Origin of the sequence: Amycolatopsis lexingtonensis (assembly GCF_014873755.1) — a bacterium.
Taxonomy (GTDB): Bacteria; Actinomycetota; Actinomycetes; order Mycobacteriales; family Pseudonocardiaceae; genus Amycolatopsis; species Amycolatopsis lexingtonensis.
Map to the genome: position 1 here is coordinate 2,208,290 of NZ_JADBEG010000001.1, position 12,965 is coordinate 2,221,254.

The window sequence follows — 12,965 nt, forward strand, 5'->3', positions numbered from 1 at the left end:
GCAGCGCAGTCACCCGGTGACAGTACCGGGCCGGGTGACCGACCCGGCTGTCCGATAGGTACTCCCCCCGCCTCCCGGGCGGGTGCGGAATGATGCAGATCCTCTTCGCCGTGCTCGGCGTCCTCCTCTTCGTGCTGCTGACGGTCGGCACCGGGCTCGCCGTCGCGGCCGAGTTCTCGCTGACCGCGCTGGAACGCAGCACCGTCGACGCCAACGTGCGCCAGGTCGGCGACCGCCGGGCCCTGACCGTCCAAAAGGCACACCGGACGCTGTCGTTCCAGCTCTCCGGCGCCCAGGTCGCGATCACGCTGACCACGCTGATCACCGGTTACCTGGCCGAGCCGCTGATCGGCGAGCTCGTCCGGCCGCTGCTCACCGGCGTCGGGCTCCCGGCCGGGTTCGCCGCGGGCGCGTCGATCGTGCTCGCCCTGGTCCTGGCCACCTCGCTGTCGATGATCCTCGGCGAGATGGTGCCGAAGAACCTCGCCATCGCCCGGCCGCTGCCGACCGCGCGCGCGGTCGCCGGCTACCACTCGCGGTTCTCCGCGCTGTTCCGCTGGCTCATCACGCTGATGAACAACAGCGCGAACTTCCTGGTCCGCAAGTTCGGCGTCGAACCGCAGGAAGAGCTGCGGTCCGCGCGCTCGCCGCAGGAGCTGGGCTCGATCGTGCGGTCCAGCGCCGAAAGCGGCACGCTCGACACGTCCACCGCGGAGCTGCTGGACCGCTCGCTGCGGTTCGGCGAGCGCACCGCGGAGGAGCTCATGACGCCCCGCGTGCAGCTCGAATCGCTCAGCGTCGACGACACCGTCGACGACCTCATCGAACTCTCGCGCCGCACCGGCTTCTCGCGGTTCCCGGTGCACGCCGAGGACCTCGACGACGTCCGCGGCGCCGTGCACGTCAAGCAGGCCTTCGCCGTCTCGGCCGCGGAGCGGGCCGCCGTTCCGATCGGCTCGGTGATGCGGCCGGTGCCGACCGTGCCCGAGTCCCTGCCCGGCGACGACCTGCTCAACCGCCTGCGCGACTCCCGCTTCCAGCTGGCGATCGTCGTCGACGAGTACGGCGGCACGGCCGGGCTGGTGACCCTGGAGGACGTCGTCGAGGAGATCATCGGCGACGTCCGCGACGAGCACGACGACCGCGAGGCGCCCGCGTCGCAGCAGGTCGGCAGCGACAGCTGGCTGGTGTCCGGCCAGCTGCGCCCGGACGAGGTCACCGACGTCACCGGGTTCCGGATGCCGGACGGCGACTACGAGACCATCGCCGGGCTGATCCTCGAGCGGCTGGGCAAGATCCCCGCCGAGGGTGACGCCGCGGACGTCGACGGCTGGCGGCTCACCGTCACCACCATGGACAAGCGGCGGATCGCCGAGGTCGAAGTGGCCCCGGTCCGCGTCCCCGCGGAAGCCCCGGTAGCCGAGGTGGTCTCGTGAGCGACTGGCTGAACATCGCCCTCGTCGGGGTCCTGCTGCTGGCCAACGCCTTCTTCGTCGGCGCGGAGTTCACGCTGATCTCCTCGCGGCGGGACAGGCTCGAAGCACTCCTGGAGCAGGGCAAGACGCGCGCGAAGATCGTCATCAACGCGAGCAAGCACGTCTCGCTGATGCTGGCCGGCGCGCAGCTGGGCATCACCATCTGCTCGCTGCTGCTCGGCCGCCTCGGCGAGCCCGCGATCGCGCACCGGCTCTCGGCGTTCTTCGACCTGCTGGGCCTGCCCGAGGCGCTGCTGCACGCGGTCTCGTTCGCCATCGCGCTGGCGTTCATCACTGTGCTGCACGTGCTGATCGGCGAGATGGTGCCGAAGAACCTCGCCATCGCCGAGCCCGAGCGGCTCGCGCTGTGGCTGGTCCCGGTGCACGTCGCCTGGGTGAAGGTGGCCAACCCGTTCATCTGGCTGCTGAACTTCGTCGCGAACTCGCTCCTGCGCGCGGTGAAGGTCGAGCCGAAGGACGAGCTGGAGACCGCCTACACCTCCGACGAGCTGGCCGAGCTGCTCAGCGAGTCGCGCCGGGAGGGGCTGCTCGACCAGTCCGAGCACCGGCGGCTCGCGCAGACGCTGTCTTCGGTGCAGAAGACGGTCGCGGACGTGCTGGTGCCGACCGCCGAGCTGACGACGCTGCCGTGCGGGCCGACCCTCGGCGACGTCGAGCTGGCGGTGTCCTCGACCGGCTTCTCGCGGTTCCCGGTCTGCACCGACGACGGGCGCCTGACCGGCTACATCCACGTCAAGGACGTCCTCGACCTGGCCGGGCAGGACCCGGCGACGATCGTGCCGTCCGGCAAGACGCGCCAGCTCACCGAGCTGCGCGCCGACGCCCGCCTCGACGTCGCCCTTTCGGCGATGCGCAAGGAAGGCAGCCACCTGGCGCGGGCCCTCGACACCAGCGGCAACGCCGTCGGCGTCGTCGCGCTCGAGGACCTCGTGGAGGAGTACGTGGGCACGGTCCGCGACGGCACGCACGTGGGCGCATGACCGGAACCGAAGTGCTCGCCGAACCGGACTGGCTGGCCCGGGAGGCGGCGCACGTCGAGCGGATGCGGCGGTGGACCGGTCCGCACCAGGAGCGCCGGGCGCGCGGCGAGAAGCACCCGGTGCTGGACTTCCTGTTCACCTACTACTCGTACCGGCCGTCGCACCTCGAACGGTGGCAGCCCGGGCCCGGCGTCGCGCTCGCCGGGCCCGCGGCGCGGCGCTTCCTGGACCGCAAGGGCTACGTCGAGACGGCCGACGGCGTCATGCTGGATCCCGAGGGCTTCACCCCCGGGAAGGCCCGGACGGCGGAGTTCGTCCTGGCCCTGCTGACCGCGACTGCGTCCCGCGCGCCGCGGCTGAGCTGCTTCGGGCTGCACGAGTGGGCGATGGTGTACCGCGAGCCGGCGGACTCGGTGCGGCACAACCAGGTGCCGCTGCGGCTGGGTTCGGCCGGCACCGACGCCGTCGTGGAGTCCCTCGACATCCGCTGCGGGCACTTCGACGCGTTCCGCTTCTTCACCGAGCCCGCGCGGCCGCGGAACGAGCTGACGCCGTCGAGGGAGACGCAGATCTCCCTGGAGCAGCCCGGGTGCCTGCACGCGAACATGGACCTGTTCAAATGGGCGTACAAGCTGGACCCGTTCGTGCCGGCCGAGCTGGTGGCGGATTGCTTCGAGCTGGCGGTGGAGATTCGCGAGCTCGACATGCGGGCGAGCCCGTACGACCTGGCGGCGCTCGGCTACCCGCCGGTGCGCATCGAGACGGCCGAGGGACGGGCCGAATACGCCCGTTCACAGGCTTCGTTCGCCCGCCGGGCGACACCGGTCCGTCATCGCCTGATTGCGCATTGCCATCGCCTGGTCAGGGGAGCACCCTGAAGCGCGTGCAACTGTGAGTCAGATTATTCTCTCGCCGATACTCACCTGTTAGGGTGATAACGGTTTGGTTGCATCGCAGCGCGTGCTTGGCATGCGCTCACCCCCGAAAGGATGACGATGGGGCGACACTACCGGGAAGAGGAGCCGGTGCCGCACCCTCACGACCGCACTTCGCACCCCCGCGGTGAGGCGTCCGGTTCACACCCGGTCGAGGGCCGCAGCGAGACTTCGGGCGCTTTCCGCACGCCGAAGCGCAGCTCCATTTCGGAGGCGTTCGGGATCGCGGGGCGGCCCACCGGTACGTCGCGGGCTCCCGGCCGCGGTGAAGCTTCCGGTTCGTACCCCGTGGTGGGACGTGGTGAGCGGTCCGGGTCGTACCCGGTCGCCGGGCGCGGTGAAGCTTCCGGCTCCTACCCCGTCGCGGGGCGCGGCGAGACTTCCGGCTCGTACCCCGCCGTGGGGCGCGGTGAAGCTTCTGGCTCCTATCCCGCCGCCGGGCGCGGTGAAGCTTCCGGCTCCTACCCCGCCGTGGGGCGTGGCGAGGCGAGTGGCGCGCATCCGGCCGCGGGTCGCGGCGAGCGGTCCGGTTCGTACCCCGTCGTCGGCCGCGGCGAAGCTTCCGGCTCGCACCCGGTCGCCGGGCGTGGCGAAGCCAGCGGTGCCTACCCGGCCGTGGGCGAGCGGCCCGGTTCGCAGCCCGCCACCGGCCGCGGCGACGCCTACCCCGCTGCCGGCCGCAACGCCCCGACCGGTTCGTACCCGGCCGCCGGCCTCGACGAGCCGTCCGGTTCCTATCCCGCCCGGCGCGGTGAAGCGTCCGGCAACTACCCCATCACCGCGCGGCGCGAACCGGCTTCCCGTCGCGGCGAAGCCCCCGCCGCGACCGAGACCAAGCCCGCCGGTCCCCGCGCCACCCGGCGCGGCCGGGCCCCGGCCGAGAGCGCTGCCGAACGGACCGAGGTCATCACCCGGCCCGACGAAGGCGACTACTCCTCCGCGTCGCAAACCGACTCGTCCCGCACCCTCACCCGCGGCATGACCACCCGCGCCAAACGGCGTGCCGAAAGCACCGAGACCAGCGAGAACACCGCTCCGCCGCGCCGCAGCGAAGGGACCGGCTCCCACCGGACCATCGGCAAGGGCGAGGCGACCGGCTCCCACCGCATCGTGGGGAAGAAGGCTCCGCGCCGCCGGATCGCGACCTGGCCGATCGCCTGCATGGTGCTCGCCGCCCTGATCGGGCTCGGCATCGTCGGGTGGAACTGGGCCGACAGCGAGCTCAACAACCGGGCCGAGGCGCAGGCCGCCAGCTGCTCGCAGGGCACCTCGCACATGCGGGTCGTCGTCACCCCGAGCGTGCAGAAGCCGCTCACCGCCGCCGCTGACCGCTGGAACAAGGCCGCCACGGTCGTCCACGGGCAGTGCGTGCACGTGATGATCGAGGCCAAGCCGTCTTCGCAGGTCCTCGACGCGCTGGTCGGCCGGGCCAACCTGGACTCCATCGGCGGGCTCCCGGCCGCTTGGCTGCCCGAGTCGTCGTACTGGGTGAGCGAGCTGACCACCAAGAAGCCCGAGATGATCGGGTCGCCCGCGCAGTCGGTGGCCAACGCCCGCTCCGCGGACTACCCGTTCATCGGCCTCTCCGGCCAGGGCGTCGACGACACCCTCCTGCGCGCCGCCCAGACCTTCCGCGAGTACCTCGAGCAGCCTGCCCAGCAGGCCGACTTCGCCGCCGCCGGGATCAAGTCCGCCTAGACGCGCGTGCCGTTGTCGAGCTCGGCCACCACGGCGAGGTCGTCGTCGGCCAGCTCGAAGTCGAAGATCCCGAACTGCTCGCGGGTCCGGGTGGTGGTGGCCGACGACGCCACCGCGACAGTGCCGGCCTGCAGGTGCCAGCGGAGCACGATCTGGGCCGGCGTCTTGCCGTACTTCGCGGCGAGCGCGGTGACCGTCTCGTCGGCCAGCAGCCCGGCGTTCGCGGCCGGGCTCGACGCGGCCGTCACGATGCCCCGCTCGGCGTGGAACTCGCGCAGCGGCAGCTGCTGCAGCCACGGGTGCAGCTCCACTTGGTTGACGGCGGGGACCGCTCCGGTCGCGTCGATCAGCCGGCGCAGCTCGGCGACGCCGAACCCGGCCACGCCCAGCGCCCGGACGCGGCCCTCGGCGCGCAAGCGGCTCAGCGCGCGCCAGGTGTCGGTGAAGGCGCCTTTCGTGCCGTCCAGCAGGCACAGGTCGGCCTGCTCCAGCTGCAGCGCGGCCAGTGCCTGGTCGGCGGCGCGGCGGGCGGTGTCGTAGCCCTGCGCGGGGACTTTGAAGCTGACGAACAGTTCTTGGCGGGGCACGTCCGCCGCGGCGAGGGCCGTGGCGACCGCCGCCTCGGTCCCGGGCGTGGTGTCGATGCCCCGGTAGCCGGTGTCGAGGGCGATGCGGACGGCCCGGCCGGTTTCGGCCGCGGACAGTCCCGCGACACCGAACAGCAGCTGGGGGATGCGGACTCCGTCGGACAGGGCGAGCGAAGGCGGGACGGCCATCAACCGGTGATCCTCACTTCGGATGCTGCGCGGGTGCTCCCCATCATCCCACCGACGCGGCCCGCTCGCGCAGATGTGCCGCCGTCGCCGGGTCGGCCGGGTAGAACGACTCGATCACCAGTTCCGCGACCGTGACGTCCAGCGGGGTACCGAAGGTGGCCACTGTGCTGAAGAACGTCAGGTCCGTGCCCTCGTGGCGGAACCTCAGCGGCACGAAGATGTCACCCGGTCCAGGGACCTCCACCTCGGGCACCGGCTGGTCGCACGGGTAGCCGCGCAGCTCCTCGAGGAGGTCGGCGAGCCCGGCGTCCGCGGTCTGGCCGACCTGGCGCCGCAGCCGGCCCAGCAGGTGCGCGCGCCACTCCCCCAGGTTCAGGATGTGCGGGGCCATGCCGTCCGGGTGCAGGGTCGCGCGCAGCACGTTGGTGGTCAGCTCGGGCGCGATCCCGGCGACGAAGAGCCCGATGCTGGCGTTGGCGTCGACGAGGTCCCAGTTCCGGTCGACGACGGCGGCCGGGTAAGGCTCGTGCCCGGCGAGCAGCTGCCGGACGGCCTGGCGCACGGCGTCCATCCCGGGATCCCCCAAGGCGTTCTCGGTGTAGGCGGGCGCATACCCGGCGGCGAGCAGCAGCCGGTTCCGCTCGCGCAGCGGCACCTCGAGGTGCTCGCCCAGGCGCAGCACCATGTCCCGGCTCGGCTTGGACCGGCCGGTCTCCACGAAGCTGAGGTGGCGGGTGGAGATGTCCGCCGAGATCGCGAGGTCGAGCTGGCTGATCCGGCGCCGGTCACGCCATTCCCGCAGCAGCTCACCCACCGGCCGCTGCCGCGCGGCCGCCTGCACCGTAGTCGTCACCCGACCGACGCTACGGCGATCACGGGACGGCTGCCATTACCTCGGGGGTAACGGCCCCGCATTACCTCCCGCGTAATCGACGCGCCGCCGCCGGGCCGCCAGAGTGGGTCTCAGCGCAGGACGACGAAAGCCGTTGTCCCCCAACGAAAGGATCCACCATGAGCGACGTTCGCGGGCTCGTCGAGCAGTACCTCGCCGTCTGGAACGAGACCGACGGGGACAAGCGCCGCGCCCTCATCGCCGACGTCTTCACCGAAGGCGCCCGCTACACCGATCCGCTCGGGGCCGTCGCCGGGCACGACGGGATCGACCAGTTCGTCGGCGGGGCACAGCAGCAGTTCGCCGGGCTCACCTTCAGCCTGCCCGCCGACCCGGACGCCCACCACGACCTCGCGCGGTTCCAGTGGTACCTGGGCACGCCCGGGGCCGAGCCGGTCGCCATCGGGTTCGACGTCGTCGAGCTCGAGGACGGGAAGATCGCCAAGGTGCACGGCTTCCTCGACAAGCTGCCGGGCTGACCGGAACGGCGTGCGGGCTCCCGGGCAGGGGAGCCCGCACGCGGCGCCGCTAACCCTTCAGCGCGCCCCGCCAGCGCACGGTCGGGCGCAGCTTCTCCGGGTTCACCCGGTGCTTGTTGGCGCCGACGATGTCGAACATCGACTCGATCAGCGTCTCCGACAGCAGGTGCGGCTCCAGCCCCAGCCCGACCAGCCCGGTGTGTTTCACGTTGTAGTAGTGCTCCAGTGCCTCGGTGCGAGGGTTCTCGAGGTGCTCGATCTGCACCGGACCGGGGAACCGGTCGGCGACGAGCTCGGCGATGGCGGCCACCGACAGGCTCTCCGTCATCTGGTTAAAGACGCGGAACTCCCCCGCCGCGGCCGGGTTCTCCACGGCGAGCCGGATGCACTCCACGGTGTCGCGGATGTCGATCAGGCCCCGGGTCTGCGCGCCCTTGCCGTACACGGTCAGCGGCTGGCCCAGCACGGCCTGGATGACGAACCGGTTCAGCACCGTCCCGAACACCGCGTCGTAGTCGAACCGGGTGGCCAGGCGCGCGTCCAACGCGGTCTGCGGCGTCTGCTGGCCGTACACGACGCCCTGGTTGAGGTCCGTGGCCCGCAGCCCCCAGGCGCGGCACGTGAATTCGATGTTGTGCGAATCGTGGACCTTCGTCAGGTGGTAGAACGAGCCCGGCCGTTTCGGGAACAGCACGCGGTCTTTGCGCCCGTTGTGCTCGAGGTCGAGCCAGCCTTCTTCGATGTCGATGTTCGGCGTGCCGTATTCGCCCATCGTGCCCAGCTTGACCAGGTGGATGGCGGGGTCGATCTCGGCGATCGCGTAGAGCAGGTTCAGCGTCCCGACGACATTGTTGTGCTGGGTGTACACCGCGTGTTCGCGGTCGATCATCGAATACGGCGCCGACCGCTGCTCCGCGTAGTGGACGATGGCGTCCGGGGCGAACTCGCGCACCGCGCCGAACAGGAAGTCCGCGTCCAGCAGGTCACCTTCGTAGCTGGTCAGCGCACGGCCGGAGACTTCGTGCCAGGCGGCGATCCGGTCTTTCAGCGATTCGATCGGGACCAGGCTTTCGACGCCGAGTTCGGCGTCGTAGCCACGCCGGACGAAATTGTCGAGGACGGCCACCTCGTGGCCTTTGTCCGATAAGTGCAGCGCGGTCGGCCAGCCCAGATATCCGTCACCGCCGAGAACCAGCACCCGCATTGTGCCGCCTTTCCTGCTCGTTCAAGAACCCGACGCTATCGATCAGGTGCTGATGAGCACCTGGCAAAGAGCTGTGAATCTCCTATGCGTGAGGGGGTCGGACGGCGGCGCGGCCGGCCCACGGGGAGGATGGGGACATGACGACCGTAACCAACGGCGTGCGGCCCCGCACAACGGACAAGACGCGCCGCCGCGGCTGGGCCCGGCTGGCCCGCGCCGCCGCGACGTCGGTCGCCGCCACGGTCCTCAGCCAGGTCGTCCTGCTCGCCGTCCTCGCCACCGGCGGTGCCGCCGCGCTCGCCGGCACACTGGCCTGGGCCGCCGGGGCGGTGCTGAACTTCCTGGTCACCCGCCGCTGGGTGTGGGGCCGCACCGGGCGGCCGCGCGTCCGCCGGGAACTGCTCCCCTACCTGGCCGTCATCGGTCTCGGCGGCCTCGCCTCGATCGGGCTGACCACGCTGGCCGGGTCGCTGCTGACCCCGCTCGCCCTGCCGCACTTCTGGTGGATCGTGCTGGTCGACGGCGCGTACGTGGCCAGTTACGCGGTGGTGTTCGCCGTGAAGTTCACCCTGCTCGACCGGCTCGTGTTCGGCCGCGGCGCAGCACGTACCCCCGCCACCACGTCCCGGTCATGACGCGCGCGTAGTTGGCGCCGTAGACCAGGCTGCCACCCTTCTTGCTCTTGCCCGCCTTGCGCAGCCGCATGCTCATCGGCAGCTCGAGCACGCGGGCGCCGCGCGCGGTGACACCGAGCATCAGCTCCGACGACTGGTACTGCGGTTCGTTGAGCGGCACCACGCAGGCCAGCTCGGCCCGCATCGCGCGGAACCCGAACGACGTGTCGGTGATCCGCCGCGCGGTCAGCACCGACGCCAGCACGGCGAACACCCGGACGCCGAGCCACCGGACGCGGCTGTCGGCCTCCTCGTGCCCGAGCCGCCGGGACCCGGTGACGAAGTCCGCGGTGCCCTCGACGACCGGGCTGACCAGCGCTTCCAGCTCGGAGTTGTCGTACTGCCCGTCGGCGTCGGTCGTCACGACGTACTCGGCGCCGCACTCCGCCGCCAGGTGGTAACCCAAGCGCAGCGCCGCGCCCTGGCCGCGGTTGCGCGGCGCCACGCACACGTACGCGCCGTGCGCCTCGGCGATCGCGGCCGTGTCGTCGGTCCCGCCGTCGACGACGACGAGGACGTCCACCGGCATCCCGAGGCACCGGTCCGGCATCTTCTCCAGGACCTCACCGACGCCGCCGGCCTCGTTGTACGCCGCGATGACGACGGTCAGCGGAGCGAGCTTCAGCTCGGGGTGGCGGTCCCGGAAGCCGGCCAGTGCCCCCGAATCGACGTCGTCGGGGAAGGCGGCGAGGCGTTTCCGGCTGGCCGAGGTCAGCGTCGTGAAGCCGAGTGCCCCGGCCACGGGGAACAGCACGAGCGCCGGGATCTGGTAGCGCCACGAGAACAGGAAGACCGCGGACGCGAAGAGCAGGACCAGGCCGCTCGACGCCGCCAGGAGCGCGCCCGCCTGTGCGCGGTCCAGCGGCTTCTTGCGCCGGAAGACCGTCAGCAGGCCGAGCAGCGCGCCGATCCCGAGCACGCCGCCGGAGACGTACCCGCCGCCCAGCTGGTAGTCACGCAGGATCTTCGCCAGTGGCTGGTCGACGCTCGCGACGACGCCGTCGTTCTGCCGCGTGACCAGGTCGATCAAGGACTGGTCGGCCCACTGCGGGTAGGACAGCTGGAACTGCCACCGGTCGAGCGGCACGTCGGTCGGGTCCTGCTCGCGGGACCAGGCGAAGCTCTTGGCGAAGTCGTCGAGGACCGCGGCGGCGACGTCGCCGGGCTGCTCCTTCAGGACGTCGATCGCGAACTCGTGGGCCAGCGCGGCCTTGTCGGCGCCCGGCGGGAGCGCGCCGGGCCAGTTCGGGTCGAGGTCGGCGTGCGTGTAGTTGTCCACGAGCCGGGTTTCGCGCGGCTCGGCCGGGCAGAACACCCGCAGTTCCGGCGAGAGGTGGAGGTTCGGGCAATCCGCGACGGCGGCGGTGCGGCCGTAGAGCATGTTCCCCGACGGCCCGGTCAGCCCCCACTTGCCGGTCTCCGAATGCACGCGCGCCGAGTACGGCACGAGCACGACGAGCAGCCCCAGCACCCCGGCACCGGCCCGGCGCCAGCCCGCCCAGTGCCGCCACGCTCCCCCGGCGACGACCAGGAAGACCACCAGCGGCAGGGCGAGGGAGATGCCGATCAGCCGGGTCAGCACGCCGAAGCCGAGCAGCAGTCCCGCGGCGCCGGCGCGCTTCCAGCCCGGCGTGCCCCGGCCGAGCAGCAGCCACAGCAGCCCGAGCAGCACCGCCTCGAAGAGGACCTCGGACATGATGTTCTGCTCGATCTGCAGCTGGTAGGCGTCGAGCAGCACCGGCACCGCGGCGAGCGCCGCGACCCACGGACGGCCGCCGAGCCGCAGCACCAGCGCGTAGAGGCCGATCGCGACCAGGATCCCGCCGGCGTGCTGGACCGCCGCGACCCACGCCAGGCCGCCGACCGCGAGCAGCGGCCGCAGCACGAGGTCGTAGCCGATCGGGTTCAGCTGGTCGGCGCGCAGGGCGTGCAGGTTGTCGATGTAGCGGAACGAATCGATGTACAGCAGCGCGGGTTTGTAGGCGAGCCAGGTCAGCACCCGCAGGACGATCGCCGGGACGAGGAGCAGGAGCAGCAGCCAATGGCGGCGCAGGAACGCCGTCACGGTGTCGCGTTCGGACGGTCGAGCCCGGAGAAGTACTTCCACGCCGTGGCCAGGCCGTCGACCAGCGAGACCGAGGGCCGGTAGCCGATCGTCGCCGCGCTGGCCGAGACGTCGACGACCACCGCGGGCATCTCCCCGGCCGGCGCCTCGACGTGCTCGACGGGCAGCTCGGCGCCGGTCACCTCGCGGACGGCCTCGACCATCTCCAGCACCGACACCGAACGCCCGGCCCCGACGATCGCGCGGCCGGTGTACCCGCTGTCGAAGGCCGAGAGGATCGCCCCGACGACGTCGTCGACGTGCACGAGGTCGCGGCGCTGGCGCCCGTCGCCGTAGACCTTCACACCGCCGCCGGTGCGCGCGGCGCGCATCATGCGCGGCACGAAACTGTCCTTGTGGGACATTCCCGGGCCGTAGACGTTGGTGAACCGCAAGGCACACGTCGTCATGCCGTACGCGCCGGCGTAGCCCGACAGCAGCATTTCGCACGCCGCCTTGGTGGCGCCGTACGGCGTCAGCGGCCGCAGCGGCAGGTCCGGGGTGATCGTCGCGGTGCCGACGTCGCCGATGACCGCATTGGTGGAAGCGAGCAGGAACTTCGGCACGTCCCGGCGGCGGGCGAGCTCGAGCAGTTCCTGGGTGACCAGTACGTTGTCGGCGAAGGTGTCCTCGGGCAGCTCGACCGACTTCAGCACCGACGTCAGCGCGGCGAGATGCACGATCCCGGCGGTCTCCGGGGTGACAGCCTCCTCGCGGACGGCGGCTTCGCGGAGGTCACCGGTCACCACGCGGACGCCGTCGGCGTCCTCGGGGAACGACACCCGGTCGACGACGGTGACCGGCACGCCCCGGTCGCGAAAGGCGCGCACGACGGCCCGGCCGATGAAGCCGCTGCCGCCGGTCACGACCACGGACGTCCGATCAGGACCGTGCGCACTCGCCATGGCGGTCAACCTACCTCCCGAACCTGTGCGCACGCCGTGGGCCCGCGTACGCAGAAGTGCGTATGGCCGCGCCCCCGGCCGGGTTGGTGTCCTTGAGCGGTCACACAGCAATGGGGAGGAAGACACACCATGAAGCGACTCTTCACCGTTTCGGCCCTGCTCCTGGCTTCGCTCGCGGGAGCTCTCACCGTGTCGGCCGCGCCCGCCCAGGCGGCGACGACCGATGTCGGCGTCATCCCGTCCAGCCGGTCGTGCCCGGTCGGTACCGAGGCGATCGTGATCCGGACGGACGACGAGGACTCGGGCAACGCCAACTCGCGGGGCGGGTTCATCGGCGCGGTCAGCAGCACGAGCAACACGGAGATGTTCTTCTGCCGGGTGAACGGCACCGCGTTCCGCGGCGTTACGCAGTCCGGCTCGTTCCGGCCCTACGCGGTGCTGAAGCTGGGCGCGAACTGCCCGAACGGCTCGCAGGAGTTCTCGCGCCGGTTCGACAACGAGGACGACAGCAACAACAACTCGTTCTCGGGCAACATCTTCCCGAACGTGAGCGACAGCAACACGCTGCTGCGGTTCTGCCTGTTCGCGCCGGGGGTGGCCACGACGACGGCGTTCCCGAACGTCGGCTTCGGCTACCTCGTGTTCTCCGGGGTCGACTCGTCGGGCTTCTTCCACACCGACGACGAGGACGACAGCAACAACAACTCCTACAGCGCGCCGGCCGGGATCAGCAGCATCGCGCAGTCGATGGTGAGCGCGGGTTCGAACACCACGCTGAACGTCCGGATCGCCCGGTAACAGCCGGTTCGTATCTCCCTCGGT

General features: G+C 71.4%; 12 protein-coding genes. 7 read left to right on the top strand and 5 right to left on the bottom strand.

The annotated features are described in order from the left end of the window. The first annotated feature begins 89 nt into the window (after window positions 1–89). The 4 genes from H4696_RS10335 (at window position 90) to H4696_RS10350 (ending at window position 5,109) form a co-directional block, all read left to right on the top strand. Window positions 90–1,436, top strand: coding sequence for a hemolysin family protein (locus H4696_RS10335; protein ID WP_086856062.1), 1,347 nt, complete (start codon window positions 90–92; stop codon window positions 1,434–1,436). Then, the gene (locus H4696_RS10340; RefSeq protein ID WP_086856063.1) at window positions 1,433–2,476 is read left to right on the top strand and encodes a hemolysin family protein; all 1,044 of its coding nucleotides are present in this window, start codon (window positions 1,433–1,435) and stop codon (window positions 2,474–2,476) included. Before H4696_RS10335 ends, H4696_RS10340 begins: the two co-directional genes overlap by 4 nt. Continuing rightward, complete coding sequence (locus tag H4696_RS10345; protein WP_086856064.1) at window positions 2,473–3,354, top strand: 3-methyladenine DNA glycosylase; 882 nt, start codon at window positions 2,473–2,475, stop codon at window positions 3,352–3,354. The genes H4696_RS10340 and H4696_RS10345 overlap by 4 nt, the downstream gene beginning before the upstream one ends. 528 nt (window positions 3,355–3,882) lie before the next feature. Beyond that, a complete protein-coding gene (locus H4696_RS10350) occupies window positions 3,883–5,109 on the top strand; it encodes a hypothetical protein (protein WP_225955638.1) in 1,227 nt (408 codons plus the stop codon). Here H4696_RS10350 and H4696_RS10355 read toward each other — a convergent pair. Both H4696_RS10355 and H4696_RS10360 read right to left on the bottom strand, forming a co-directional pair. Next, window positions 5,106–5,885 (bottom strand): aldo/keto reductase, encoded by a 780-nt coding sequence (locus H4696_RS10355; protein ID WP_086864852.1) that lies wholly within the window; start codon window positions 5,883–5,885, stop codon window positions 5,106–5,108. The genes H4696_RS10350 and H4696_RS10355 overlap by 4 nt on opposite strands. Before the next feature lie 43 nt (window positions 5,886–5,928). Further along, window positions 5,929–6,738: a helix-turn-helix domain-containing protein gene (locus H4696_RS10360; protein ID WP_192782228.1), complete on the bottom strand. Its 810-nt coding sequence runs from the start codon at window positions 6,736–6,738 to the stop codon at window positions 5,929–5,931. Window positions 6,739–6,896: 158 nt separating this feature from the next. Here H4696_RS10360 and H4696_RS10365 point away from each other — a divergent pair, with 158 nt between their 5' ends. Next, window positions 6,897–7,256: a nuclear transport factor 2 family protein gene (locus H4696_RS10365; RefSeq protein WP_086864854.1), complete on the top strand. Its 360-nt coding sequence runs from the start codon at window positions 6,897–6,899 to the stop codon at window positions 7,254–7,256. A 49-nt stretch (window positions 7,257–7,305) separates the two neighbouring features. Here the strand turns inward: H4696_RS10365 and H4696_RS10370 are convergent, their stop codons facing one another. Continuing rightward, on the bottom strand, window positions 7,306–8,460 hold the full coding sequence (locus tag H4696_RS10370; RefSeq protein WP_086864855.1) for an NAD-dependent epimerase/dehydratase family protein: 1,155 nt from the start codon (window positions 8,458–8,460) through the stop codon (window positions 7,306–7,308). A gap of 137 nt (window positions 8,461–8,597) precedes the next feature. On the opposite strand from H4696_RS10370, the gene H4696_RS10375 reads away from it, so the two are divergent. Further along, window positions 8,598–9,095, top strand: a complete 498-nt coding sequence (locus tag H4696_RS10375; RefSeq protein WP_086864856.1) for a GtrA family protein — start codon at window positions 8,598–8,600, stop codon at window positions 9,093–9,095. Here H4696_RS10375 and H4696_RS10380 read toward each other — a convergent pair. Both H4696_RS10380 and H4696_RS10385 read right to left on the bottom strand, forming a co-directional pair. After that, window positions 9,025–11,199: a glycosyltransferase family 2 protein gene (locus tag H4696_RS10380; protein ID WP_086864857.1), complete on the bottom strand. Its 2,175-nt coding sequence runs from the start codon at window positions 11,197–11,199 to the stop codon at window positions 9,025–9,027. The genes H4696_RS10375 and H4696_RS10380 overlap by 71 nt on opposite strands. After that, entirely contained in the window at window positions 11,196–12,143 is a 948-nt protein-coding gene (locus tag H4696_RS10385) for an NAD-dependent epimerase/dehydratase family protein (protein ID WP_169735191.1), read from the bottom strand. Before H4696_RS10385 ends, H4696_RS10380 begins: the two co-directional genes overlap by 4 nt. A gap of 129 nt (window positions 12,144–12,272) precedes the next feature. On the opposite strand from H4696_RS10385, the gene H4696_RS10390 reads away from it, so the two are divergent. Further along, the gene (locus H4696_RS10390; protein WP_086864859.1) at window positions 12,273–12,941 is read left to right on the top strand and encodes a hypothetical protein; all 669 of its coding nucleotides are present in this window, start codon (window positions 12,273–12,275) and stop codon (window positions 12,939–12,941) included. The last annotated feature ends 24 nt before the right edge of the window (window positions 12,942–12,965 follow it).